The organism is Rasiella sp. SM2506 (genome assembly GCF_050859505.1).
Lineage (GTDB): Bacteria > Bacteroidota > Bacteroidia > Flavobacteriales > Flavobacteriaceae > Marinirhabdus.
Genome location: NZ_CP193934.1, coordinates 3,097,511 through 3,124,436, shown reverse-complemented (window position 1 = coordinate 3,124,436; position 26,926 = coordinate 3,097,511). Strand labels below are relative to the sequence as shown.

The 26,926-nt window shown below is 38.3% G+C and carries 16 protein-coding genes; 4 read left to right on the top strand and 12 right to left on the bottom strand.

All coding sequences use genetic code 11. The features are described from left to right. Window positions 1-53: 53 nt before the first annotated feature. The 9 genes from ACQ2HF_RS14040 to ACQ2HF_RS14000 form a co-directional block, all read right to left on the bottom strand. Complete coding sequence (locus ACQ2HF_RS14040) at window positions 54-2,468, bottom strand: alpha-ketoacid dehydrogenase subunit alpha/beta (protein ID WP_432411048.1); 2,415 nt, start codon at window positions 2,466-2,468, stop codon at window positions 54-56. Window positions 2,469-2,585: 117 nt separating this feature from the next. Continuing rightward, window positions 2,586-5,366 (bottom strand): metalloprotease, encoded by a 2,781-nt coding sequence (locus tag ACQ2HF_RS14035; RefSeq protein ID WP_432411047.1) that lies wholly within the window; start codon window positions 5,364-5,366, stop codon window positions 2,586-2,588. A 41-nt stretch (window positions 5,367-5,407) separates the two neighbouring features. Then, on the bottom strand, window positions 5,408-6,655 hold the full coding sequence (locus ACQ2HF_RS14030) for a hypothetical protein (protein WP_432411046.1): 1,248 nt from the start codon (window positions 6,653-6,655) through the stop codon (window positions 5,408-5,410). A gap of 18 nt (window positions 6,656-6,673) precedes the next feature. Continuing rightward, window positions 6,674-7,363, bottom strand: a complete 690-nt coding sequence (locus ACQ2HF_RS14025; RefSeq protein ID WP_432411045.1) for a TIGR00730 family Rossman fold protein — start codon at window positions 7,361-7,363, stop codon at window positions 6,674-6,676. Between the two features lie 95 nt (window positions 7,364-7,458). Beyond that, window positions 7,459-10,290 (bottom strand): excinuclease ABC subunit UvrA, encoded by a 2,832-nt coding sequence (gene uvrA / locus ACQ2HF_RS14020; protein ID WP_432411044.1) that lies wholly within the window; start codon window positions 10,288-10,290, stop codon window positions 7,459-7,461. A gap of 89 nt (window positions 10,291-10,379) precedes the next feature. Next, window positions 10,380-10,730, bottom strand: a complete 351-nt coding sequence (locus ACQ2HF_RS14015) for a hypothetical protein (RefSeq protein WP_432411043.1) — start codon at window positions 10,728-10,730, stop codon at window positions 10,380-10,382. Window positions 10,731-10,949: 219 nt separating this feature from the next. Beyond that, window positions 10,950-11,963, bottom strand: coding sequence for a hypothetical protein (locus ACQ2HF_RS14010; RefSeq protein WP_432411042.1), 1,014 nt, complete (start codon window positions 11,961-11,963; stop codon window positions 10,950-10,952). A 261-nt stretch (window positions 11,964-12,224) separates the two neighbouring features. Further along, entirely contained in the window at window positions 12,225-13,943 is a 1,719-nt protein-coding gene (ggt, locus tag ACQ2HF_RS14005; protein ID WP_432411041.1) for a gamma-glutamyltransferase, read from the bottom strand. Then, on the bottom strand, window positions 13,940-14,524 hold the full coding sequence (locus ACQ2HF_RS14000; protein ID WP_432411040.1) for an ACP phosphodiesterase: 585 nt from the start codon (window positions 14,522-14,524) through the stop codon (window positions 13,940-13,942). Before ACQ2HF_RS14000 ends, ggt begins: the two co-directional genes overlap by 4 nt. A 147-nt stretch (window positions 14,525-14,671) precedes the next feature. On the opposite strand from ACQ2HF_RS14000, the gene glmM reads away from it, so the two are divergent. Then, window positions 14,672-16,057 (top strand): phosphoglucosamine mutase, encoded by a 1,386-nt coding sequence (gene glmM, locus ACQ2HF_RS13995; protein WP_432411039.1) that lies wholly within the window; start codon window positions 14,672-14,674, stop codon window positions 16,055-16,057. Window positions 16,058-16,252: 195 nt separating this feature from the next. Here the strand turns inward: glmM and ACQ2HF_RS13990 are convergent, their stop codons facing one another. After that, a complete protein-coding gene (locus tag ACQ2HF_RS13990; RefSeq protein ID WP_432411038.1) occupies window positions 16,253-17,143 on the bottom strand; it encodes a lysophospholipid acyltransferase family protein in 891 nt (296 codons plus the stop codon). Between the two features lie 63 nt (window positions 17,144-17,206). Here ACQ2HF_RS13990 and ACQ2HF_RS13985 point away from each other — a divergent pair, with 63 nt between their 5' ends. After that, window positions 17,207-17,857: a rhomboid family intramembrane serine protease gene (locus tag ACQ2HF_RS13985; protein WP_432411037.1), complete on the top strand. Its 651-nt coding sequence runs from the start codon at window positions 17,207-17,209 to the stop codon at window positions 17,855-17,857. Between the two features lie 131 nt (window positions 17,858-17,988). On the opposite strand, the gene ACQ2HF_RS13980 is transcribed toward ACQ2HF_RS13985, so the two are convergent. Then, a complete protein-coding gene (locus ACQ2HF_RS13980) occupies window positions 17,989-19,101 on the bottom strand; it encodes a redoxin domain-containing protein (RefSeq protein WP_432411036.1) in 1,113 nt (370 codons plus the stop codon). A gap of 353 nt (window positions 19,102-19,454) precedes the next feature. Here ACQ2HF_RS13980 and ACQ2HF_RS13975 point away from each other — a divergent pair, with 353 nt between their 5' ends. Next, the gene (locus ACQ2HF_RS13975; RefSeq protein ID WP_432411035.1) at window positions 19,455-21,830 is read left to right on the top strand and encodes a GAF domain-containing protein; all 2,376 of its coding nucleotides are present in this window, start codon (window positions 19,455-19,457) and stop codon (window positions 21,828-21,830) included. Between the two features lie 3 nt (window positions 21,831-21,833). On the opposite strand, the gene ACQ2HF_RS13970 is transcribed toward ACQ2HF_RS13975, so the two are convergent. Further along, window positions 21,834-23,060: a Pycsar system effector family protein gene (locus ACQ2HF_RS13970; protein ID WP_432411034.1), complete on the bottom strand. Its 1,227-nt coding sequence runs from the start codon at window positions 23,058-23,060 to the stop codon at window positions 21,834-21,836. Between the two features lie 139 nt (window positions 23,061-23,199). Here ACQ2HF_RS13970 and ACQ2HF_RS13965 point away from each other — a divergent pair, with 139 nt between their 5' ends. After that, window positions 23,200-26,925, top strand: a complete 3,726-nt coding sequence (locus tag ACQ2HF_RS13965) for a metallophosphoesterase (protein ID WP_432411033.1) — start codon at window positions 23,200-23,202, stop codon at window positions 26,923-26,925. Window position 26,926: the final 1 nt, after the last annotated feature.

The following is a 26,926-nucleotide window of genomic DNA, read 5'->3' as shown; positions in this document are numbered from 1 at the left end:
ATTTGTTTACCCTAAGGTACAACAATACCACGCTATATAACACCACTTTAATATTACCTTAACTTCGGAAAGTCGGCAGGATTTGCTTCGTGCATCATGGCATATACCTTTTCAAAAATATCTTCTGTAGAAGGTTTACTGAAATAATCACCATCGGTTCCATACGAAGGACGGTGTGCTTTTGCAGCCAGGGTTTGCGGTTTGCTATCCAGATGTTGATACCCATTCTGGTTGTCTACAATTTCTGAAAGAATGTATGCGGAAGCACCTCCGGGAACGTCTTCGTCTATTACCAATAATCGGTTGGTTTTTTTAACGCTTTCCACCAGATCCTTGTTTATATCCAAAGGAAGTAAGGATTGTACATCGATAATTTCGGCATTAATCCCTACTTGTTGCAGTTCTTTTGCGGCTTCCTCCACAATCCTAAGTGTACTTCCGTATGAAACCAACGTAATATCGCTTCCTTCTTTAATGGTTTCCACCACGCCAATTGGAGTTCTGAACTCTCCTAAATTGGTAGGGAGTTTTTCTTTTAATCGGTAGCCATTTAAGCATTCTACCACTAAGGCAGGTTCGTCAGATTCCAATAAGGTATTGTAGAATCCGGCTGCTTTGGTCATATTTCTGGGTACCAGAATATACATACCACGCAATAAATGAACTAAACCACCCATTTGCGAACCACTATGCCAGATCCCTTCCAGGCGGTGCCCACGGGTTCTTACAATTAAGGGCGCTTTTTGAGTGCCGTTGGTACGGTACCGAACGGTAACCAGATCGTCACTCATAATTTGCAGGCAGTACAGGATATAATCCAGATACTGAATTTCGGCAATAGGGCGTAAGCCGCGCATGGCCATGCCAATGCCTTGTCCAAGAATGGTGGCTTCTCGAATTCCGGCGTCACTTACACGAAGTTCGCCATATTTTTCCTGCATTCCTTCCAGGCCTTGGTTTACATCTCCAATAGCACCAGCATCTTCCCCAAAAATAAGGGCTTCCGGGTGTTTGCTGAAAATAGCATCAAAATTATCGCGCAATACCACACGACCATCTACTTCTTCGGCGCCGTCTTTGTAGGTAGGTTGAATTTCTGAAATGGTTTTCGCATTTTCTTCCGCTTCGGAATATAAATGTGCCGAATATTTTGGCTGAATGGTCTCAAAGTAATTGTTAATCCACTCCTGCAGTTGTCTTTTTTCTACTGCATCTTCAGCCACCACATAACGTAGTGCTTTTCGTGTAGAAGAAAGAATATCTCTACGAGAGGGCTCACTTTCAGCAGCCAGATCGCTTGCAATTTTTTGGATGAAATTTTTATTGGAAGAACTTTCCGCTAAATTGTTAAGTAGGGTAACAGCTTCCTGCCGTTCTTGTTTTTGAGGTTCCAAAAAGGCGGTCCAGGCAGCTTTTTTACCTTCACGTACTTGCTTTTTAATGTCTTTTTCCAGTTCGGCAAGCTGCTCTTCGGTAGCCATATTATTGGCAAGCATCCATTGGCGCATTTGTACGTTGCAATCAAATTCTCTTTCCCACGCCAGACGGTCTTCGCTTTTGTAACGCTCGTGAGAACCACTAGTAGAATGCCCTTGAGGCTGTGTTAATTCTTTTACGTGAATTAGAACGGGAACGTGTTCGTCCCTTGCAATGGTACCAGCTTTCTGGTAGGCTTCTACCAATTCCGGATAGTTCCAGCCGGTAACCCGTATAATTTCGTAGCCGTTCTCGTCTTCGGTACGCTGAAACCCTTTTAAGATCTCAGAGATATTCTCCTTGGTGGTTTGGTGACGTGCGTGTACCGAAATACCATACTCATCGTCCCAGACACTTATTACCATAGGCACTTGTAAAACACCCGCTGCGTTAATGGTTTCCCAGAATAAGCCTTCGCTGGTGCTGGCATTTCCTATGGTTCCCCAGGCAACTTCGTTTCCATTGATGGAGAAATTGGTTTTATTTTCAATCCCTTTTACGTTTCTGAAAATTTTAGAAGCTTGCGCCAATCCTAACAATCTAGGCATTTGCCCTGCCGTAGGAGAGATGTCGGCGCTACTATTTTTTTGTGCGGTTAGGTTTTTCCAGGAACCGTCTTCGTTTAAGCTGTGTGTTGCAAAATGACCTCCCATCTGGCGACCTGCGCTCATAGGGTCTGCGTCAAGCGTAGTATGGCCGTACAAGCCTGCAAAAAACTGCTGGATGGTAAGTTTACCAATGGCCATCATAAAGGTCTGGTCACGGTAATACCCGCTACGCCAATCGCCATTTTTAAAAGCTTTTGCCCAAGCTAATTGCGGTATTTCTTTTCCATCCCCAAAAATTCCAAACTTCGCTTTCCCGGTAAGTACTTCACGACGTCCCAACAAACTACATTCACGGCTGGTTACGGCAATTTTATAATCGTTTAAAACTTCCGTTTTAAAATCGTCAAAAGATAACTCGCTGTTGGTCTGTGGGTTTGTTTGCATATCGTATTTTATAGGTTGCAAAAGTACAAAAAATCGTAGGCAATTCAGAATTCAAAATTCGTAATCTGCACCTTGTAGTGTGGATCTTATAAATTGCAGTTCGTAAAACGTACGAACTTAATACCAGGCTCTGGTAAAAAGACCAAGAAGTGTCTTAGGACTTAAGGTTACGATAAACCTAATTTTTTCTTCGTAGTTAGGGAGTCCAGGTTCCCATCCCAGGTTTGAATACAGTGGGAAGTATAGCTCAAAATAATCTGCCAAAAGACTTAGTCTTATTCCGCTATCGTATACAAATTGGGGGTTTTGTGCACGGTTATCTACCAAACCGATATCTCCGTACGCATAAATCCATTTCCAGATGTTGGTACTGGCATTTACCGTGGTCATCCACGTATTGGCAAATGCAGGTTCCAGCTGACTTTTAAAGCCGCCTTCTGCAACAATAAGCTGTTGGCTGAAAATCCCTGTTTCTTCACTTCGCCCATAGTAGTTATAGTCGAATAAATAATCGGACGGTCTATCCAAAGCAAAGCTAAAATAGTCACTATTATTTCGGGTATCATTAAATATAAATGCCCCTGCAAAAGCCCTGATGTTGAGCTGGCGGTTGTTTATAAATAATTTTCGATATTCAAAAGTTGCAGAAATTTTGCTGAAATTTTTAGCAATCTGGTAATCTACCGTTCCTCTAAAATAGTTTATTAAATTAGGGTTGGAGTACACATATTGCGCATTAAAGACATTGTAATTGGGTTCCTGGTTTGGGTCGTCTGGATTGTCGTCTCTGGAAACGTTTATACTTCTAAGGTTGATGAATTGTTTTTCGTTATCGCGCAGGTCTTGTGGTCTAAAAGCAAAGGTGATATAAGGCGTAAATCGCTTATAGAATAAGTTTTCATCATAAGAATAATAACTTCCGGAAAACCCATAGCGCATAGAATACAACCTATCTTCATCCAGCCGTTGGGTATAGGAAATAGAGCCGCTCCCAATGATGTCTTTGGATTTTATTCCAAACTGTGGTTCAAATTTGTAGTGAATTCCCTTTGGAAGTACTGTTTTGTTATATAGTTTCATCCCAAAACTAAAACCGTCATACAAATTGTATTCAAAAACGGGCATAAAGAACAACTGGTTGTATTTGGAATCTTCCACATCCTGAAAGAGACGAAACTGTAAAGGTCTGTTTAATAAGCCCTTTACGGCCTTGTAGTTGTTACGTTGGTTAAACTCCGGAATAATGGCTTCATAATTAAGCGCTAGTTTTCTTACATTTTCTGAAGGCACTGTAATGGTCACTGTACTGTCAATGGGTTGCGTCCATTGCTTGTAGAGAACTTCCTCTTTATTGAGCCCATAAATAGAAACAGGCATCACGTTATCTTTTAAATTTTTGATGGTTACTTCCAGCGAGTCGCCTTTTTTCTTAACCTTTTTAATTTTAAAATCTATGGTGGTTCTTTTAGCAACATATTCGTCAAAAAACCAATTAATAGGGAGGGATGTGTTCTGTTCAATGGTTTTTTCGAACACGGCTGGCGTTACGTATTTTAATACATTTTCAGCATAAAACTCTTTAATAGATTTTTCTAAAACAGACTTTTCAATATAATCTGCTAAGTAGTTTAAGCCATCTCCCGCATAGTAATCGTTCGCTATATTTTTATTGAATTTCACTAAAGAATCTCTGGGGGTAGTTAAGGATTGGTGCAAATTATTACGCGCCATGTTTAAATACAAGAGAGGGTATTGGTCATTAAATTCAAGGTCTGATGCGTGTGCCCATTTAATAATCCACCAATTGCTTAGGCTTCCAATGAGTTTCATATTGGGGTAGTAGGTGTCTACATATTCCGTCATTAAATAAATTTGCAACGCACCTGTTAACCAATAGTCTTCCCGTGGGTTAAGCGCCAGTGTATTTTCAATATAATTGCGGGTAATGGTTTTAAGTTGCTCCATGTCATACTCAAAACCATCCGGAAAAGGACTGATAAAATTTGGCAACTGATTGAGACCATACACAGGATCTTTTTTATAAGCTTCCTCTGTAGTTATCATTTTTTTAAACGGATAGGCACCCAGTTTTCCATCCAGAAAATGAACAATTCTATCTACCGCCAGCGCTTTTATGGCCGGAGTTACTTTTTGGTCCTGAAGACTAGTAACAAGCGTTAGTTTGTCTGTTTCAATAGTTTCAAAAGAAGAATTTTTTTCAATATGAATAATGGCGTGGGTACGTTTTTTACCTTCCAGAGAAACCGTTGTCATACCATTTGCTGAAGTAAAAGAGTCTCCTTCATCAAAATTTGAAGTAATAACATAGCGGGTAGGCACTGAGAATTGTATGCTGAAATTTGACGGATTTAAAAATAAGTCGTCCGAGTTTTTATTGCTATAAGCTTTCCAGCCATCGTCGTACACCGCTGGCGAAATAAACCAATACCGCAATTTGTAATTTCCAAAATCGTCTACACCGTAACGTGTAAATTTGTCATCGGCAACGTGAACGGTATACTTTAGTAAAATAGTTACTTCTTCATTGGGTTGCAGCGGTGTTTCTAGAGCCACTTTTAAGATATCTGCGGCGCTCCCACGTTCCCAGGAGGTATTTTTTACAGCGCCATTGGTTTGTATGGAAATTTCAGTTATTTGGGTAAAGCCTCTGTCTTCTTCCTTTTCAAAATGAAAGGAATCGTTATAATTTTCAGCAAAACGTTTGGCCAGGGGAGTAGTTTTTGAAGAAAAACTGTTGGCCCAGTCGTTAAAATACAGCGTGTCCAATGCTTTTGTAGCCGTATTTCTAAAAGTAACTTCCTGTGCAATGGCAATGCTTTCTTCCTGAGGCATCAACTTTGCGTTTATAACAATATCGTGCTGTGCAGACGTTTGCACACCAATTATAAAAAGGAGAACATATAATAACCTGCGCTGTATCAAGAAGTTTTTAGAAATTTTAGGGGTTCAGTAGTAGGCAGATTGGTTTTAATATAATAGAGACCTTTTGTAAGGGTACTAATAGATACGGAAATCTCTTCGGAAGGGTTTTCGTTCCATTCCAATACTTTTTGCCCTAGGGTATTATAAATAGCAAAGCTAAAATCTGACTGTACTACCTGTGTCGATAGCAAAACGATTTCGTCTGTAACCACGGTGCTCTTTAGTTTTAATCCAATTTCAGCTATATTAAAATCGGTGCCAGCCAGCACAATTTCCTGATTGGTTTGCAATTGCAGTACCACAGGAAGGTGATCGCTCATACTGTAGATATTGTTCCGAAGTTCTTGTTGAAAAACTCCTGCACAATTTGGGTCGTTTACGTCCATATCGTAACAATTACCATTATTACCGAAGCTTTTGTAACTGTTTTCTACATACCGAAGTTTTGGATTGGAAACCATATTTTCAGAAATTAAGATAAAATCGAAACGGTCGTCCATGCCACCGCCAGCTCCCGCACCAAACCCTCCCGAACTTACGCGGGTACTTTGGGTATGAATACCCGCAAAAATAGTGTTATTATGCCAATCGCCAGGAGTATTTATGGGATCTCGCATAGTAATAGCATTGGTTGGGTCCAGCAATTCCTGGTAGGCAGGTTCGGTAGACGAATACAAATTAAGATCTCCCGCAAAGAGTACAAAGGCATTTTGTGGAATCGTTTCCAGATCTGCTGTGAATTTTGTTACCATATCCAAACGCTCCAGCTCATTGGCGCTGCCTTCACTGGATTTTAAATGGCTAATATAAATATAAATACGAACTGGATCTGCACTACCATTGGCAGTGTTTACTTTTAGTACATACCTATTAATATCACGGGTATTCGTATTAATAATACTGAAATTTTCTAAGGTGAACATATTCCTACGATAATACAACATTTGTTGTAGAGGCGAATCACCGGATTGGTTGGAAGCAAAGGGAGCACGTTCAAACGTGTAACTTTCACTATTGAAAGTAACATCGCGAATTATATTTGCTCCTTCCAACGATTCAATTTCGCAGGCCATAAAAATATCCGGGTTGTATTCTGAAAGGATATTTTTTAAAACTAATTCTCTGTTGGCAGGATTTGCAGAAGGGAATTCCAAAACATTATAGAACATGGTGTTTATAGTTCCCTGGGCACCTATGCTTAGGGAAGCTAAAAAACCGATGACTAGTAATGAAATAGTTCTCATAGTGAGTGCAATGGTAGCTTAAAAATTAGGACTGTGGTTAGATTTTTCGTAGAAATCGTTAAGGACCTGTAATACTTCATCCTCGGTATCTACAATGTGTACTAAATCTAGATCATCTTTGCTTATATTGTTATTTGCGGTCAGTAAGGTAGTAGTTACCCATTCCCAAAGACCACCCCAAAAAGCCTTATCCACCAAAATAATAGGAAATTTATCTATTTTATGGGTTTGGATAAGGGTGAGTGCTTCAAAAAACTCATCCAGCGTTCCAAAGCCTCCTGGCATAACTACAAATCCTTGGGAATACTTTACAAACATTACTTTACGGACAAAAAAGTAATCAAAATCGATGCTTTTGTCACTGTCTATATAGGGATTGTCGTGCTGTTCAAACGGTAAAGTAATATTTAGCCCAACCGATGTACCTCCAGCCAGGTGTGCTCCTTTATTTCCGGCTTCCATAATTCCAGGACCACCTCCGGTAATCACACCATATCCGTTTTCGGTAATTTTTTTAGCAATATTCTCTGCCAATATATATTTAGAATCGTCTGGCTTTGTACGAGCCGAGCCAAAAATGGAAACACAAGGTCCAATGCGGCTCATCTTTTCGTAGCCGTGCACAAACTCTCCCATGATCTTGAAAATAGCCCAAGAGTCGTTTGTTTTTACCTGATTCCAGTTTTTGCTTTGTGTATCGTTTCTCATAGTATAAAAGTAGGTAGTTGGTGGCAAATAGCAAGTATATGTACATTGGTATACTTGTCATTTTTGTTTTCTAGTATGGTTTTTCTATTTTATTTTCAATGTAACTCTTTTTTGAGAAATTTAGCGGTGAAACCTTTATTCTTCGCTACAATTTCTTCGGGAGTTCCTATGGCCATAACTTTCCCTCCTTTTTTTCCTCCCTCAGGGCCAATGTCTATAATATAATCAACGGTTTTAATGACATCTAGATTGTGCTCAATAATCACCACGGTATTTCCTTTGGCAACGAGTTTGTTTAGGACGATTAGGAGCACGCGGATATCTTCAAAATGAAGGCCTGTTGTAGGTTCATCCAATATGTAGAAAGTATTTCCGGTATCTCTTTTTGAGAGCTCTGTAGCCAGTTTAATTCGTTGTGCTTCTCCACCAGACAGGGTTGTAGATTGCTGCCCTAAGGTAATATACCCCAACCCAACATCCTGAATGGTTTTCAGTTTTCTATGGATCTTCGGAATATTCTCAAAGTAGGGAACCGCTTCGTTAATGGTCATAGCCAGCACATCGTAGATAGACTGTCCTTTGTATCTTATTTCCAGTGTTTCACGATTAAAACGTTTGCCCTGGCAGGTTTCACATTCTACGTATACATCTGGGAGAAAATTCATTTCAATAACGCGTAACCCACCTCCTTTGCAGGTTTCACAGCGTCCGCCTTTTACATTAAAACTGAAACGTCCCGGCTTATAGCCACGTATCATAGCTTCAGGAATCTTGGCAAAAAGGCTTCGTATTTCAGAAAAAACACCCGTATAGGTCGCTGGATTACTTCGCGGGGTTCTTCCAATGGGTGACTGATTGATTTCAATCACTTTATCAATATGTTTCAGGCCAATAACTTTCTTATAAGGCATTGGTTTTTTAACCCCGTTAAAGAAAAATGCATTTAAAATAGGGTAGAGGGTTTCGTTAATTAAAGTAGATTTTCCACTCCCTGAAACGCCCGTAATACCCACCATGGTTCCCAATGGGATAGTGATACTTACATTTTTTAAATTATTTCCAGTGGCTCCTGTGAGTGTTAAGAATTCTCCATTGCCTTCTCTTCGTTTTTTTGGGATGGCAATTTCCCTGGTTCCGTTTAGATAATCTGCGGTAAGGGTATGGTGTTTTAAAATTTCAGCTGGCGTGCCTTCACTCACTATTTCACCCCCGTGTCTTCCTGCGCCTGGACCAATATCAATAACGTGATCTGCTTGCTCGATCATATCCTTGTCGTGCTCCACTACAATTACTGAATTACCAATATCACGTAAAGAAATTAAAGACTGGATTAATTTTTCATTATCGCGCTGGTGCAAACCAATACTGGGCTCATCCAAAATATACAGCACCCCTACCAATTGAGAACCAATTTGAGTTGCCAGGCGAATACGTTGCGCCTCCCCACCCGAAAGTGACTTTGAACTTCTGTCCAGAGCGAGGTATGTTAATCCCACATCTATTAAAAAGTCCAACCTTGCCCGTACTTCTTTCAGTATTTCGGAAGCAATTTTTAATTGCGTTTCACCAAGATCTTTTTCAATATTTTTAAACCATTCTGCCAGCTCAATAATATCCATATGAGCAAGCTCGGCAATATTCTTATCGTTTACTTTAAAGTAAAGCGATTCCTTTCTAAGCCTGGATCCATCACACTCTGGGCAATTAACTTTATCCATATATTCTTTCGCCCAGCGCTCTAACGATTTGGATTCGCCCGCTTCAAAAGTATTCTGAAGGAAGGTGGCTACCCCTTCAAATTCAATTTTGTAATTTCTTGTAATTCCAAGGGTTTTAGATTCTATATCAAATTTTTCCTGACCTCCGTGAAAAATCATGTCTTTTGCAGCGGCTGGAATGCCTTCAAAGGCATCGGTCAATTTAAAATTATACCGGTGTGCAATCAATTCTAACTGCTTAAAAACCCAATTGCTTTTTTGAGGTCCGTGTGGAGCCAAAGCACCTTGTTTTATAGAAAGCGTACCATCCGGAACTACTTTTTTCAGGTTCACTTCGTACAACTTTCCAAGTCCTCTACAATGCGGGCACATTCCCTTGGGAGAGTTAAAGGAGAAATTATTAGGTTCTGGATTTGGATAGGAGATCCCGGAAGTAGGACACATTAAGGAACGACTAAAAAAGCGGACTTCGTTGGTGTCGTTATCCAACACCATAAGCACATCGTCCCCGTGATACATGGCAGTGATGATGGTTTCTGAAAGGCGTTTGTCGTTATCAATTTCTTCGCTAATAGCCAGTCTGTCCACCACAATCTCAATATCGTGGTTTTTGTAGCGGTCTATACGCATCCCTTTAATTATATTTACTACCTCACCATCTACCCGAACTTTTAAAAATCCTTGTTTGGCTATATTTTCGAACAGCTCGCGATAATGTCCTTTTCTGGAACGTACCACAGGTGCCAGAATGCTAACTTTTTTGCCTTTAAATTCTTCAATAATAAGGTTTTTAATCTGCTCGTCGCTATAGCTAACCATCTTCTGGCCTGTGTTGTAGCTATACGCATCACTGGCACGGGCGTACAGGAGGCGAAGAAAATCGTAAATTTCGGTGATGGTACCCACGGTGGAACGCGGACTTTTACTCGTGGTTTTTTGTTCAATGGCAATTACTGGAGAAAGGCCTTCAATTTTATCTACATCGGGACGTTCCAGACTTCCTAAAAACTGACGCGCGTAGGCTGAAAATGTTTCAATATAGCGGCGTTGTCCTTCGGCATAGATGGTGTCGAAGGCAAGAGAAGACTTTCCACTTCCCGAAAGACCCGTAATTACAACCAGTTTTTCTCTGGGTATGGTTACGTCTATGTCTTTTAAATTGTGGACACGAGCCCCATAAACCTCAATACAATTATCATTTTTTGCCATAGTTTGCAAAGGTACCTAATTGAATTGAAAATAGGTAGCATGCGTTTGAGGGGTTATTTTAAATTTAACGTTTTAACTTCGTTTAATTCTCAAAAAGTTGTATCTATTTTTTCATCCGAAGTATTTCCTGCTATTTTTAAACTTTTTTCATCATTTTCAGTGCTTAATGTAAAATCGCTCAGGCTTCCGTAATAGTCTCTTACCAGCGAAACAATTTTCACCATGGCAGATTTTTCACCTTTAAAAGTGAGCTTTTCTTCATTGGTATACATACACACGTTAAGTTGAAGATTAACACACGCTATTTCTGAAGTATGGGCTACTTTTGGATCTTTCAGCACCAAAAACTTAAAATTAATATCGGCATCGGTTAAGATTTTTTTGAGGGTTACTTCAGAAAGTTTTATTTCGGGTCTTTTGCTTTGTAAATAATAGATCATTGATTTTTCAGAATTTAAAAATGAAGTCTATGTAAAGTTATTCAACAAAACTTAAAAGGAAGACTAGAAGGGACTGCTTAAGTTAATTTTAACGTATGTCCCGTGTGAAACATCTCTTTGGTTATTGCGCACACTCACTTTACTATTTTCTTGGGTGAGTTTGTAAAAGAGTTTATACTACCTGCCTAATGGGTATGTTTCGATACTATTACTAATTTATTAGCTCGAAACTTCCCGGTGTAAAAATTGATAAAATGTAGTGGAAATAAAGAAAATAGTACTTACTACAAATGAAAAGCTAATAATTAATATAATAGCCGGAAGGCTGAATAATAAAAAAAACAGAGGCAACAGGACGCCAAAGAAAGCCATGGAAACGAAAATAGCATACAGATAACGCATCATAGGAGGTAACCCTTTACCCACATTATCTTGAAATTGAAATAGTTTAGGCACCACTTCTTTATTCATATATTCTCCCAGGCGAGAGAGAAATACTTCGTTAAATGAAGAGTCTTCAAAATGTTCGCTGTCTATAGAGTTGGCTAACAGCATAATTTTTTCCTGGTGTCTTTCAAAAACGGCTTCCAGGTCTAGTGCTTCTTTAAAAATACCAAATTTATACCCAAAATAATACCAAAGTCCAGACCCACATTTGTGTTCTAACCATTTGGACACAATGTCCTTAGAATAGGAAGTAGGGTAGGTAATGCTTTCAGGAATCCTTTTGTCTCTGGGGCTTGTCATTAATAAAGATTTCATCTCTAGATAGAGATTTTCAGTATCTTCAAAACTGTTGCTTTCCTGAAGAAACTCTATGGCGAGTTTTGATTTACCCTTATAAAATTCTTTAACCTCAAAGAAAGTAAGGCCTTCAAACTCTTCGTCTATATAGTCTTTAAGTTCCGGCAGCCACATTTTAGAACGATACAGTATGTCAATTATATTTCTAAAATGATGCATCTTTTGAGTGATACCAGTTAAATTATCTATAGCAGCATCTTTAACAGACTTAAGCCTCATGGTAGCGTTGGCCAAATACACCATAATAAGCGCTGCAGTAAAACCACTTATACCAATAAATAGCGTTGCTAGGTCTGAAAGTTGCGCTGCAAATCCTGGAGCGGCAGTCTCTTTTTGCTTTAGTAAAAAAATTAAAGCAATGCACAAAACACCGCTAAATACCAAAGGTATCACGGCATATACATCTTGTACAAGCGACTTTTTCTTCATGGAACATAAGCTACGCAGTTTGGGGGAACTGCCTTCCTACAATTAATAAATAGGTTGCTGGTTAAACACTTAATCCCTTTAGCAAATTAGATTCAAATTTGAGGAAAATGATAGTAAAGTGTAAACGTTTTTCATTTAACTATTAACTGTAAGTATATCAAAAATAGTATTTTTGAGACAGGTTTGTAGTAAATTACTTACAATTCGATATGTGGTGAACTATATTCGGTAAACAGCACACCATGTGGCACATATTAGAATTTAATATCCCTTTGCCGTATCATTTCCACGGGGATCTGCACCGCCTTCCAATTTGCCATTGGAGCGTATTAAGATGGCATCCACTTTACCAATAATTGGATCTACTTCGGTATTCTCTGGATAGCCTTTTTGAGCGAGTTTTTCTTTTACTTCTGAAGAAAATCGATCTTTTTCGAACCTAATAGCATCTGGCAACCATTGGTGATGAAACCTAGCCACATTTACGGCTTCTTGCATATTCATATCAAACTCACGAACATTCAAAATAGTCTGTAAAACCGAAGTAATTATAGTGGCTCCTCCAGGGGTTCCCACAACCATCCAAAGTTTTCCGTCACGCTCCACAATGGTTGGCGTCATAGAACTTAGCATTCTTTTTTGAGGGGCAATAGCATTTGCTTCGCCACCCACCAAACCGTAAATGTTTGGTTCTCCTGGTTTGGCGCTAAAGTCGTCCATTTCATTATTCAAAAAGAAGCCTAATTCTTTTACAAATAACTTCGATCCATACCCAGAATTAAGCGTTGTGGTTGCCGAAACTGCATTTCCAAAAGCATCTACAATAGAGTAGTGTGTGGTTTCTTCACTTTCATACCCTGGGATAATTCCGTACCCTATCGTTTTTGAATCGGTTGCTTTTTCAAAACTGAAATTACGCATTCTCTTTTTCAGGTATACATGGGACAGCAATGAATCTACAGGAATATCCACAAAATCCGGATCGCCCAAATAGTAGCTTCGGTCTGCATAGGCACGGCGTTCCGCTTCGGTGATAACCTGAATATATTCCACCGAATTATGGCCGTATTCCGAAAGGGAAAAGGGTTCCACCATTTTCAATATTTGACCAAGTGCTACACCGCCACTAGAAGGAGGCGCCATAGAAATCACTTTTAAATCCTTATAATCAAAAACAATAGGATCTCTAAATTCGGCTTCGTAAGCTTTTAAATCTTCCAGGGTAATAATCCCGCCCCGCCGCTGGATAAAAGTAACTAATTTTTTACCCAAGGTTTCTCCATAAAACGCTGTTATTCCTTCATCGGAAATGGCTTGGAGGGTAGTTGCCAGGGCTTCGTTTATAAAGATGTCGCCTTCGTTATAGTGTTGTGTCACGATAGAAGTTTCTCCGCTTACTTTTTCAAAAATGGGCGCGTAGTGGTTAAAACGTTCGGCTTGCGATGACGTCATTGTAAAGCCTTTTTTTGCCAGTTCGATCACGGGAGCAAGGATTATTTCCATAGGAAGTGAACCCAATTTTTCGTGTACAGCAAACATTCCTGCAATCGTTCCCGGAACCCCTACGGCCAAGCTTCCTTGCTGGCTCTTTTCAGCTTGGTACACGCCTTGAGCATCCAAATACATATTTCGAGTGGCCTTGAGGGGTGCTTTCTCACGATAATCGAAGCCACCCAACTCTCCGTATTGAGTTCTATACACCATAAATCCGCCACCGCCAAGGTTTCCTGCATAGGGATATACCACGGCGAGTGCCATTTCGGTAGCAATCATCGCATCAAACGCATTTCCTCCTTTTTGTAAAATTTCTACACCAATTTTTGAAGCTTCTTCCCGTGCCGAAACCACCATCGCTTTTTCGGTAATCAATCCCATTTTTGGTTGCGTTTCAGTACCTGAAACTTGGGTAGTTTTTGTGGTTTCCTGGCATTGAACAAATAGAAAACAAGACAATGCGATGGGGAGGAAGTTCAGTTTCATAATTCTATAAGTTTTTGTTTTGAGGCGGTAATAAGTTCAGCAAAAAAGGAGGTGAATTCAGTTTCAAATTCGGTATAAAATTCTTCTAGTTCGCGTACGGCAAAATTCATTTTCGATTGATTTTTTGTACGGTGGTTCATTTGTGTTAGAATGTTGCTAATTCCATCAATGCTCGCATAGCTAAGCAACCAGTTGTCCGACATCATATGCGGCAACATACGTTGGATTCTTGTGGGTAAAATTTCAAAATTGGCACGGAGCATTTCGTAAAAATTGTCTACATAGGTGGCCAGGGGTTGTGGATGATACTTATTCCAGTTTTTAGCTAAAAAATGATCGTATAAAATATCTACAATCACACCGCTATAATGGCTGTAGTTTTTATGAAGTCTTGCTGTACTTTGTCTCACCGTTGGATGGCTGTCTGTGTAACTATCGATAAAACGATGTAATAAAATCCCTTTTATAATTTTTGGAGGAAACTTTTGGTATCGCTTTCCTTTAATTCCATCGGCTATAAAGTTACCAATAGTGATGCCTTCGTCTTCGCCAGAAAGGTAGATGTGTGCTAGAAAATTCATTCGGACAATTTACGAAATTGCATCACATTTTTAGTGATATAAAGTATCTTTGCGGGAAAGAGGTGAGTGGTGAGCTTTGAGTGGTGAATTATGAGCTGAATAGTATTGTTTTTAGACGAACAATAATAACAATAGAAACAACAGTTTATGACTTTAATAAAATCTATTTCTGGAATTCGTGGTACCATTGGCGGTATACAAGGTGATAATTTAACCCCTATAGACGCTGTAATGTATGCAGCTTCCTATGGTACGTGGGTGAAACAGCAGCGAAATAAGGAGGACTATCGGGTAGTTGTAGGACGTGACGCACGTATAAGTGGCGAAATGGTGCAACAATTGGTAATGAATACGCTTGTTGGGATGGGAATTCACGTTATAGATCTTGGACTTTCTACCACCCCAACCGTAGAAATGGCTGTGACTATGGAACATGCAGATGGCGGGATTATTCTTACGGCTAGTCACAATCCAAAGCAATGGAATGCTTTAAAGTTATTAAACAACAAAGGAGAATTTTTAAATGCTGCGGCTGGGCAAGAAATCCTTGACATAGCTGAAAGTGGCGCCATTACCTTTGCTGAAGTAGATGATTTAGGAAAAATAACGATCCATGATGCCTACATAGATTTGCATATTGACGAAATTTTAGAACTGCCTTTGGTGAATGTTTCAGCCATTAAAAAAGCTGGCTTCAAAGTGGTGGTAGATGCTGTGAACAGTACAGGAGGAATTGCTGTGCCCCTTTTGCTACAGGCGTTGGGTGTACATCCCGTAAAGTTGTATTGTGATCCCACAGGTCATTTTCCACATAACCCGGAACCCTTAAAGGAACACTTGGGAGATTTAATGGAATTGGTGAAAAAAGAACACGCAGACTTTGGTTTGGTGGTAGATCCGGACGTAGATCGTTTGGCTTTTGTAGATGAAAAGGGCGAAATGTTTGGCGAAGAATATACGCTAGTTGCTGTTGCAGATTACATATTAAAAAATAATCCAGGAACCACGGTGAGCAATATGTCTTCTTCCCGTGCTTTGCGGGATATTACTGAAAAACATGGGGGCACCTATACCGCAAGTGCCGTAGGAGAAGTAAACGTGGTGCAGCAAATGAAAGACACCAAGGCTGTAATTGGTGGTGAAGGAAATGGCGGAATTATTTACCCGGAATTACACTACGGAAGGGATAGCCTGGTAGGAATTGCTTTATTTTTAAGTCATCTAGCCGAAGAAAAAATAGCGGTGAGTGAACTAAGAAGTAGATATACCAGCTACTTTATGAGTAAAAAGAAAATTGAATTAACACCGCAATTAGACGTAGATACCATCCTAAAAGAAATAGAAAACCGCTACAGTACCGAAGAAATAAACACCTTAGATGGCGTAAAAATTGATTTTGCGGAAAACTGGGTGCACCTGCGTAAATCCAACACAGAGCCCATTATTAGAATATATACGGAAGCCAAGAGTCAAGACGAGGCAGATGCGCTTGCAGATAGGTTTATTGGGGAACTAAAGGAGATTGCTGGATAAAATCCAAACCTCAAATTCCAAATTCAAAAAATTCAAATTGGCTCGTTTTTGTAACGGGTGCTTTTTTATAGCCAATTTCCATCACACAGCCTAACCCTAAAGGGGCTAGCGCGCAATGTTTTATTGAAAAATTGGAATTTATGATAGGTATTATTTAGTCTAATTTACTAGTTGTCCAAGTAACTAATTCACGAATCACTTTTCATACTCCTTCACCTTATCTTTGTACTTCCAGCGCTTATGGGTCCAGAGATAGTAAGCAGGTTCTGCGTTTATTTGGTCTTCTACCAAGTTTAAAAATCTATCAGTTATCTGATAATTTGGGAAGTCGTTTGGGTTTTTGGTAATGAGTTTTACATCGGCTGCGTAATGGCCTCTTTTTACTTTCCGAATGTCGAGATAGATCACTGCCATATCGAATTTTTTGGCAAGCATTTCACCTCCGGTAAGTACAGGTACTTTGATCCCCATAAACTCCTGAAAATGTTTCGCTTTCCAGTGTTTCGCGGTTTGGTCTGCAATGAAGGCTGTAAGCAGTAGTTCGTTATTGGCAATAGCTTTCCCTAATTTGTGAACGGTTTCTTTGGTATGGATGAGTTCGCTATTGTATCTGGCTCTAATTTTCCTTACTAGGGTATCAAAATAGTCGTTTTCAATGCGCTTGTAGACGGCATATCCTTTATGGTTTATAAAGCGCTGTAAGATTACGCTCCATTCCCAACTGGCGTAGTGGCCCATAAACATCAGGATATTTTGGTTTTCCTTCTCTAGTTCATGGATAATGCCTACGTTGCTAATAGTAAATCGCTTTTTCATCTGTTTTTCAGAAATTGTAAGCGATTTTATGGCTTCCAGCACCATATCACAAAAATGGACGTAAAACTTCCTCCGGATCGCCTTGCGTTCTTTTTCGGTTTTATGCGGTAGTGCTAGCTTTAAATTTTCAGCAACCACCTTCTTGCGATAGCCAACGATATAAAAGACAAAGAAAAATAATACATTGGAAATCCCATAGAGCATCCAGAACGGAAGTATGGAAATAAACCAAATAACAGGGTAAACTAAAAGATAAACTAAACGTTGCATAGCGATTGTTAGCACAAAACTAACTAAATTTATTGCTTCAAATTAAAAAACTTTATTGTTAGAATGCAGAACCTTAATATTACTACTATCGTCATTATTGCCGCGAATATATTAATCTCGATAAAGGGGTTCAACGATTTCTCTTTTTTTGAAAAATACAAATTCAATATTGCAGGCATACGGCGTGGAGAACAGATTAGAATGTTTACTTCTGGTTTTTTGCACGTAGATTTTACCCACCTGCTCTTCAATATGTTAACGCTGTATTTTTTTGCGCACGTAGTGATTGATGCGTTGGGATCTGTTCAGTTTGTACTTATTTATATGGCAGCTTTACTGATGGGCAATCTATTATCATTCTACTTTCATAAGGATGAATTTCATTATAGTGCCGTAGGAGCAAGTGGTGCTGTTACGGGAATATTATATTCTGCTATTTTATTTTATCCTGAAATGGGATTGTATTTATTTTTTATTCCAATAGCAATACCAGCCTGGATTTTTGGGTTACTTTACCTGTTATATTCTATCTACGGGATGAAAAGCAGGAAGGGTAACATTGGGCACGATGCTCACTTTGGTGGTGCTATTGCGGGCTATGCACTTACATTAGGCTTCGCCCCGGTTTTACTACAAACCAATTTGTGGATTGTTTTGGTGCTAGCATTGCCTATCGTTCTACTGTTTATATTGCACAAACTAGGTAAAATATAGAACCAGGGTAACATAGTGAAAGGTTAAAAAGTAACAAGAGTTTCTCATTAATTTTTAACCTTTAGTATAGAATTGTGCTTAGTAAGATGTATCAGGTAACAGCAACAATTGTAATGGTAGCCTTTTAAATCTTACTCCAACAAAGAAGCAATCTTGGCTTCTAGCGCGGGGCCTCGTAAATTTTTGTCTATAATCGTTCCGTTTTCATCCAGCAAAAATGTGGCAGGAATGGAGCGAACACTGTATTGTTTTGCAATAGGATCTTGCCAAAACATAAGGTTGGATACGTGGTACCAATCCATGTTATCATCGGTTATCGCTTGTTTCCATCGATCCTCTTGGCCCTGGCGGTCTAGAGAAACGCTAATGATGTTGAGCCCTTTGTCGTGGTATTTTTCATACACTTTTACCACATTAGGATTTTCTATTCGGCAAGGTTTACACCAAGACGCCCAAAAATCTATAATGGTGTATTTTCCCAAAGCATCACTCAATGCCAGGTCAGTACCCTCGGGTGTTTTTGCTGAAAACTCTGGAGCTTTAGATCCTATATCTGCAGCACTCATGTTTTCTACCGTGGTTCTAATTTTTACAGCTGTGGTAGATTCTTTCATCTTAGGATCCAAACCGTCTAGTGCACTTTTTGCTTCAATAGAAGTTAATTGCTTTTTGTTTAACATTTCAGAAATAAGCATAACAGAAAAAAGAGAACCACCATTTTCGGCAATAAAATTTTTCTTGTACGCAATTTCTTCTTCTAAAATTTTTGCATTCTCTGCTTGCAATTGCGTTGCCAACATCCCATCTTGCTGCTGTTGAGCTGTTCTATATTGCGTACCAATATCTTGTCTGCGGCGTCCATACTTCGTTATGGTACTTACAAACTCACGATACGTATCATTTTGAGGACTACCGGTTACATAAGAAGCTTGAATACTATCCTTATATAAGGTAACCTGCAAGTCTTTATTTTCCGGAAAGTATGCAAGAGTTCCCTGTTGTCCAACCGAAAGATAATTAACCGTAGCCATATCGTTTTTAGGGTAGCTGGCAGTAAACGTTCCACCAGTTATAATAATGGTGTCAATAACGCTAGGCTGATTGCTAACAGGGTTTATTTGGTTCACCATAATTGTGGTGCCATCTTCAAAACCTTGTGCTGTACCAGATATTGTATAGGTGTTAGACTCGCCTTGGCAAGCTATTAAAAATGCAACTGCCATTATAGAAAATAATACTTTCATAATACTTTAAATTTTCAACAAAAATAAAGGTATTTTCTTGCGAAAAAAAACGAATTATTTATAATAAAGTGATTTCTATTTTTTCTCTTATCTATACATACTGTATTTTCCTTCTAAATGTTGGCCTTTTTGAACGCCATAGTTATTGCTAAGCTTAAAAAATAAGTGTTGTCTGCTACAAACTACCCCAACGACAGCACAATAAAGCAGGTTTTGAGGGGTGCGGCTAGGTAGAAAAAGATCTTGGCTTTGACCAAAAAGATTCCATTACTTCAGGTGTTAATTCTATAATAATTGTAAACTACATCGTTTTTAATTGTATATTTTTACAAGGTAAATACTTGATAGTTAAAATGAAAGATACAGGAAGGGAATTTCCATTAGATATACGGATAAGCTTTAAAACGTTGTTTGAAACTTACGAAGCTAACCTCACTACTGGCAGCGACTTACAAAAAAGACGCGCTGAGGAAGTGTTGGCGGTAGCAAAAAAACACCCTATACTTTCTGAAGGTTTTACCACTCAAAAAGAGATTAAAAAAGTACAAAAACAAATAGATTTTGTGCTGGACGATATTTTTACTTCGGTTTTACAAACCAACGAAATAAAAATTGCAGGGGCACCTTTTCAATCCACTCCATTTAAAACCACCTCCAGATACGATGCCATTAAGGCTAATGCCGATAGCTCTTATGAACTACAATTAACAGATATGAACGATGATGAGTTCTATATTCTAGGATGTAGTTTAATCCTTAAGGGGTATTATGGCTATAATATAGATTTTAGACGTCCTTATTTTTATAACATTCCAGATGCAAATGGCGTTATGAAATCCTATAAAGTACTTTACAATGCAGACTTTGGGCAGATTGAAAAGACAGATGCTTCCGTAAATATTACCCAAGAAGATGTTTCAGAATTACTGGATAACTTCAATAATATAGAATTATGGAAGGAAAAGTTTCCTCCTAATTCCTGGTTGTACTCCGGATTTGTCATAGCCAATATGTATGATGCCACGGCCGATGTATCTTTATCTGATTTTAAAACCAGCTTACTCGCTAATGAGTCTGCCAAAGATGGAAACTTTATAGAAGAGTTTGCGGGAATCCTAAAGTCACTCTATTCTATTCAAGATTTAAAAGTAGGTTTTACTATTTTTAATGAAGAGCAAGATCTTTTTGAGCAACCTGGAGCGTTAGGTGAAAGTTTTGTTCTGGACGGGAAGAAAAAAGAGAAATGCGACACCGCACTTTGTGAAGCCTCTTATTATACCTTATTTAAACAAAAACAGTTTTATTGTATTTCGGAAGTAGAGCGCTATGCCAATCTATATCCAGAAAATATTTTATATCAAAAACTACTGAAACAAAAAGTAGCCAGTGCTATTATAGTCCCCGTAGTAGATAACGATAAATTATATGGTATTCTTGAAATAGTGTCTACCATTCCGCAGGCATTAAATTCTATAAATGCTAACAAACTACACGATGTGCTGCCTAATTTGGTAGATTCTGTAAAGCGTTCAAAAGAAAGAGAAGAAAACGAAATTGAACTAATGATTCAGGATGAGTGTACTGCGATACACTCCAGTGTGCATTGGAAATTTCATCGAGAAGCAGAACGGGTAATCAAAGCCCAACGCGGCGGACAACAGGCTTATTTTAAAGAAGTAGTTTTTGAAAATGTATATCCTTTATACGGACAAATAGATATAAAAGGTTCTTCTGAAGTAAGAAATGAAGCTACCAAAAAAGATCTTGTATTGCAGTTGGAGCACATTCAAAAAATTATAAAGCGAATTTATACCTTAGAAAAATTGCCAATTTATGAGCAATTGGAATTCAGAATTGAGAATTTCTTAGAAGATTTTAATACCGAAGAATTACAAGTAAATAGTGAACGGCAAGTACTTCAGTTTCTAAAATTTGAAATAGTTCCATTATTTAAGCATCTTTCCAAAAAGAGCGAAGCTTTAAAAGCTATGGTTGTGGAGTATCAGGAAATGGTAGAAGCTGGTTCGGGATTGGTCTATACGCATAGAAAAGATTATGACGAATCTGTAACACTTATTAACAAACGTATGGCTTCTATTATAGATAGAAAACAAAAAGAAGCCCAGGATATGTACCCACATTATTTTGAACGTTTTAAGACTGATGGCGTCGAGCACAGTCTTTATATAGGTGAATCTATAACCAAGGGAAAAAACTTCCACAAAGTATACTTGTATAATTTGCGTTTATGGCAGTTGCAAGTAATGTGCGAGATGGAGAATTCTTTTTATAAACTGAAAGAAAAACTTCCTGTACAGTTAGATGTGGCTTCTATGATTTTGGCATTTAACTCATCACTTTCATTACGATTCAGAATGGATGAAAAACGTTTTGATGTAGATGGCACGTACAATGCCCGGTACGAAGTTGTAAAGAAACGAGTAGATAAAGCGAACATAAAAGATACCAACGAGCGAATTACGCAATCTGGAAAACTCTCTATTGTGTATTCACAAAAAGAAGATGAGAAAGAGTATCTTAAGTATATCGCATTTTTACAACATAAAAAGATGTTGGATAAAGATGTTGAGTTGCTGGATGTTGAGGATTTACAAGGCGTAACAGGTCTTAAGGCTATTAGAGTTTCAGTATTATATGAAACAAATACCAAAAACGACCAAAAGGAATATTATACGTACGAGGATTTAATGTCGCAGCTTAAGACCTAGAAATTAAAGTTCTGTTACTATATTATTTGTTACCTCTTCAACTCCTACCGGATCAAAAATCGCAAAGGAAACCCCAAAAGCTATAATAGAGATAATAATACCTATTACAAATATGGTATACGTCCATCGTAAGATTCTGTATTTTCTATCTAACACTTTTCCCAGAAAATATAAATCTTTTGTAAGCGAAGAGTATACGTAGTCGCGGTCTTTAATTAATTCGTCTATCGCCCATTGAAACTGTGAAAGTTCCATACGGTGAAAATTTCCGAAGAACGTTAAGTTTACACTTTTATTCTTTACATCTTCCTTCGTAAATTCTCCTCTTGTTACATTGGGTCTGGTTGCAATAACCGCAAGGACCATAGTAATTGTACTGGATACTACAAATATAGCTGATGGAATTACAAGGTATGGATTGGAGTCAAGTTTCGATAGTAAATTGGAAAGTACTAACGAGATAATAATAGCATTTACAGAGAGTAGAATATTCGCTTTAGTATCGGCTATATCACTTAATTTAATGTGATTTCGCAGGGCAGTTCTGTAAAAAGTCTGAATCCCTCGTTCTGGGCTCAAATCTTTATACTTTGCCTTCATTTGGGCTTTGTATTCTTCTTTTTTAAATTTTTTCTTTTCTTTCTTTCTGCTTTTAAGAAGTTGGGCTAGATTGTTTTCCTTTTCTTTTTGCCAGTTTTTCAAGGCGTACTCACTGTAGTATTGGTGCTTTTCAGAAAGTACACTTATGTTTTCATCACGCCATTCTGTTGGGGTAAATTCTTCAACATTTTGCAATAGATATTCTTGTCTTAGAAATTCGCTTGCTTCCGGAAAATAATCCTTTCCAAAGTGTGATGCATCTGCATCACGCATCATTTCCTCTAAAGTTCCTACTGGAGTGCCTTTGAACTTGGTAGCCATGATGCATTTTTGAACTCCTTCAATAATGTCTTTTTCAACGTTTTCAGAAGTAAGAAATTCGGTAGCAATTTTTACACTTTCTTCTTCGTGACCTTCCCTTGTGTTAATGTAGCCTGTATCGTGCAGTAAAGCGCTTAAACGTAGTACTGTAGTATCTTTAACAGAAATTTGTGAGTGTTCAATAATTTCGTTTATACTTTTATAAACCCGTTTAGAATGGGTGTAATTATGGTAGGTAAACGTATTGGGCAGTTTCTCTTTAAAGAGGTTTAATATGAAATCGTCTGCCTTTTGAATAATGTCACTCATAGGGTGTTTTTAAAGAACCAAATTACTAAAAAATACTATCCTTTTTAATTGAACTAGCTAAATTAACAGCATTATAACTTTTATAATAGCTACTGGAATACTTGAAGGATTCTGTAAATTGCTCAAAAATATTTGTTTTATGAAGTTAAAGTTATTTCCGCTATATTTTTTAACCCTCTTGCTATGTATTAGCTGTGCAACTTACAACCCGCAATATAGAAATACCGAAACTTTATATACCTATCCTGCTGCAAAAACAATCGAACAGACCTTTTATCTGGTTGGAGATGCGGGGAAATCTCCCTTAGGCGGAATGAGTGACGGACTAACAGCCTACAATACCTATATAAAAGATAAAAACACCGAAGGTAATTTCACCATTTTTCTTGGGGATAATATCTACCCAGATGGTATGCCTCCTAAATCGTCTGAAGATAGGGAGCGTGCAGCATATATGTTAGATGCGCAACTTGCTTCGGCATCAGATTTTAAAGGACAGATTTTCTTTATTCCGGGCAACCATGAATGGTATAATAATGGTCTTGAAGGTGTAAAAAGACAACAGGAATACCTTGAAGAAAAGATGCAAGGCGAAAATGTCTTTCAACCTATGGATGGATGCCCGCTTAAGAGTGTTTCGGTTTCACCAAACATTCAACTTATCATGATAGACTCTCAATGGTATTTGGAGGATTGGAATATACATCCCACCATGAATGAAAATTGTGATATTAAAACCCGGGAGAAATTTTTTATCGAATTGGAATTAGAGCTTGAAAAGAATAAAAATAAATCTGTAGTATTTGCTATGCACCATCCCATGTTTACCAATGGGACTCACGGTGGTTTTTTTGGAGCCAATAAACATTTATACCCTACACAACGTAACATCCCATTACCAGGTTTATCTTCTTTAGTAGCACAAATACGTTCTCAGGGAGGTGTTTCGGTACAGGATAGATACAATGAGCTTTATAACAAGTTTATGAACAAATTAGGTGCTGTAGCAAGAAAACACGGCAATTTAATATTTGCTTCTGGTCACGAACATACGCTACAGCATATCGAGCAAGATGGATTAACACAAATTGTTTCGGGTTCTGCTGCTAAAAGTGGTTTTGCATCCCTGGGTAAAGATGGCTTATTTGCCTACGGCGGACAAGGATTTGCCGTGTACGATATTTTTACAGATGGTTCTTCGTACGTACGATATTTTGGTGCAGATGAAAGCAACAAACCAAAGTTGTTGTATGAGAAAGATATCTTTAAACCGAAAGACTCTTTTAATCTTAGTGAACTACCATCCTCATTTCCAAAAACAATTACAACACCCATTTATAAACAAGATAGTATTAACGAAGCACTTTTCTTTAAAACCGTTTGGGGTAAAAAATACAAAAAAGCTTTCGCCACGCCAGTAAATGCACAAGTTGGAAATTTAGACTCTTTGTATGGAGGACTAACCGTAGTGCGGGAGAACAATACCAACGATTATAAAAATTTACTATTACAAGATAAAGCGGGCAACCTGTATAATATGCGTGCGCTTCAAAAACAAGCGTTGAAGTTTGTAAATAAACGAAGTATCCTGAATAATGACAAACCAGAGAATCAGGATATTGACGATCCGCAGAATTCAGATTTTATAGCGCCTGAAGCATACGGATCAGAATTTTACACAGCTTCTCATCCCTATGCAGCGTTAGCTATCTCAAATCTGGCAGATAGTATTACTATATTTCAGGATAGACCTAATCTTATCTACATTCCAAAGCAGCGCGCATTAAAAAATTACAATGCAAACTTTGGTGATGAATTGTATTATATATCTGTAGCGCCTTCAGAAAACAATGAAGGGGATCGTATTTTTAGATATGCGAAAGATATTGAAACTACAGACGATATTCTTTTAAAGCTTCGGAAAGCAAACAATGTAAAAATTGACGAACAAACCTATATCAAAGCACGGTTGTTCGATATGCTTATAGGCGATTGGGATCGCGAACCGGATCACTGGCGCTGGGCATTGTATTATACAAAAGGAAGCGATAGTGTGTATGTTCCCATAGCGAGAAACCGAAACGATGCTTTTGCCAGTTTAGACGGTGATATCTTGGACGCTGCAAGATCAGTATTCGGAAGTAGTAACCAACGTCACATTTATACTGAAAATCTAACAGATTTTGAATGGTTTAATGCCGAAGGTCTTATCTTAGATAGAGCTTTATTACAAAAATCCAGTGTGGGACAATGGAAATTTGTGGCAGAACAAATACAATCTCAACTTACAGATGAGGTCATAGACCTTGCCTTTGAAAATGTTCCCATACAAACCAGAGATGAATCCTTGGAAGAAACTATTAAAACACTAAAGGCACGCCGTGATAATTTACTTTCTATAGCACAGGCGTATGCCGAATATCTCAACAAATTAAAAACCATTGCTGGTACAGATGACCGGAACTATTTTGAAATTAACCGGATGGATGATGGAAAAACAATCGTTAAAGAATATAACTATAGCAATGGAACCAAAGGAAAATTGGAAAAAGAAATTACATATGACCAGGATAAAATAAAACAAGTCTGGATTTATGGGTTGGATGGAGAAGATGTGTTTGAAGTGCTAGGGGAAGGGGAAAGTAAAACATTAGTTCGTTTAATTGGAGGACAAGATAACGATACCTATATCATTAAAAATGGACATCGTACCCGCGTTTATGATCACAGAAGCAAACCCAATACGGTCACAGAACGTAATGGAGCCGTAATAAGGTTTACAGATTTATATACCTTGAATACATACGATTATAGAAAACAAGTAGGTGGTGAGAGTAGTTTTGTAGCTACGATGGGCTATAATCCAGATGATGGCGGCCGTATAGGCTTACAGTATATTTACGAGGTGAATGGTTTTAGTAGAAATCCATTTTCTAAGCAAAATAGATTTAATGCTGGCTATTATTACGATACCTCTAGTTTTGATGTAGCCTACCAGGGAGAAATAGCCAACTTGTACAAAACTCTTAATTTAAGTTTTGGAGCACGGGTAACGAGTCCTAATTTTGTGCAGAATTATTTTGGCTACGGAAATGAAACCCCTAATCTTCAAAACGACTCAGGCTACGATGCCAATAGGGTAGAGATACAAACGTTTAGTGGGAATGTTGGACTATTAAGAAACTCCTTTTTTGGTAGTTTCTTTAAATTACAAGCTAGGGTGGAAGCTATTTCAGTACATAGTACCATCACCGGTTTAACGAATCCAAAAAACACAGCAATTTTAGACCAAACCAATTTCTTCGGTACTTTAGAAGGTATTTATAGTTACCGAAGTTTTGACAATGCAAGAAACCCAGCCAGAGGAATGTTGTTTGATTTAAACGCGGGAGTTACAGATAATTTTAAAGAGGTTGAACGATTTTTCGGCTTTTTAAATACAAGAATTGGATTTTACAATAGTCTGGAATCCAGCGAAAAATTAGTGCTAAAAACAAACGTACAAAGCCAATTTAATTTTGGAAACAGATTCGATTTTTATCAGGCTGTAAATTTAGGGGGCGCTAACGGACTTCGTGGATTTAGAGAAGAGCGATTTGCAGGAAAATCCAGTTTGGTGGGTAGTGCAGATGTACGCTATAGTTTTAACGAATTTAAAATTGAATTGTTCCCGGTTCAGATAGGACTTTATGCGGGAGCAGATCTAGGTCGTGTATGGACACCTTCAGGGAATTCTGAAAAATGGCACAACAGTTATGGTGCCGGACTCTGGATTAATGGTAGAGGAGGGTTTACCGCAACATCAAGCCTATTTCATTCTACTGAAGATACCCGCTTTGTATTTGGACTTAACTTTGGATTTTAAG

Bases quoted from the DNA above. Each gene is read 5' to 3' on its own strand.
- uvrA (WP_432411044.1), bottom strand. From the start codon at position 10,290: ATGGCAAAAAATGATAATTGTATTGAGGTTTATGGGGCTCGTGTCCAC.
- ACQ2HF_RS14015 (WP_432411043.1), bottom strand. From the start codon at position 10,730: ATGATCTATTATTTACAAAGCAAAAGACCCGAAATAAAACTTTCTGAA.
- ACQ2HF_RS14000 (WP_432411040.1), bottom strand. From the start codon at position 14,524: ATGAATTTTCTAGCACACATCTACCTTTCTGGCGAAGACGAAGGCATC.
- ACQ2HF_RS14010 (WP_432411042.1), bottom strand. From the start codon at position 11,963: ATGAAGAAAAAGTCGCTTGTACAAGATGTATATGCCGTGATACCTTTG.
- ACQ2HF_RS13970 (WP_432411034.1), bottom strand. From the start codon at position 23,060: ATGAGTGACATTATTCAAAAGGCAGACGATTTCATATTAAACCTCTTT.
- ACQ2HF_RS13990 (WP_432411038.1), bottom strand. From the start codon at position 17,143: ATGCAACGTTTAGTTTATCTTTTAGTTTACCCTGTTATTTGGTTTATT.
- ACQ2HF_RS13980 (WP_432411036.1), bottom strand. From the start codon at position 19,101: ATGAAAGTATTATTTTCTATAATGGCAGTTGCATTTTTAATAGCTTGC.
- ACQ2HF_RS13975 (WP_432411035.1), top strand. From the start codon at position 19,455: ATGAAAGATACAGGAAGGGAATTTCCATTAGATATACGGATAAGCTTT.
- ACQ2HF_RS14040 (WP_432411048.1), bottom strand. From the start codon at position 2,468: ATGCAAACAAACCCACAGACCAACAGCGAGTTATCTTTTGACGATTTT.
- ACQ2HF_RS13985 (WP_432411037.1), top strand. From the start codon at position 17,207: ATGCAGAACCTTAATATTACTACTATCGTCATTATTGCCGCGAATATA.
- ggt (WP_432411041.1), bottom strand. From the start codon at position 13,943: ATGAAACTGAACTTCCTCCCCATCGCATTGTCTTGTTTTCTATTTGTT.
- ACQ2HF_RS13965 (WP_432411033.1), top strand. From the start codon at position 23,200: ATGAAGTTAAAGTTATTTCCGCTATATTTTTTAACCCTCTTGCTATGT.
- ACQ2HF_RS14030 (WP_432411046.1), bottom strand. From the start codon at position 6,655: ATGAGAACTATTTCATTACTAGTCATCGGTTTTTTAGCTTCCCTAAGC.
- ACQ2HF_RS14025 (WP_432411045.1), bottom strand. From the start codon at position 7,363: ATGAGAAACGATACACAAAGCAAAAACTGGAATCAGGTAAAAACAAAC.
- glmM (WP_432411039.1), top strand. From the start codon at position 14,672: ATGACTTTAATAAAATCTATTTCTGGAATTCGTGGTACCATTGGCGGT.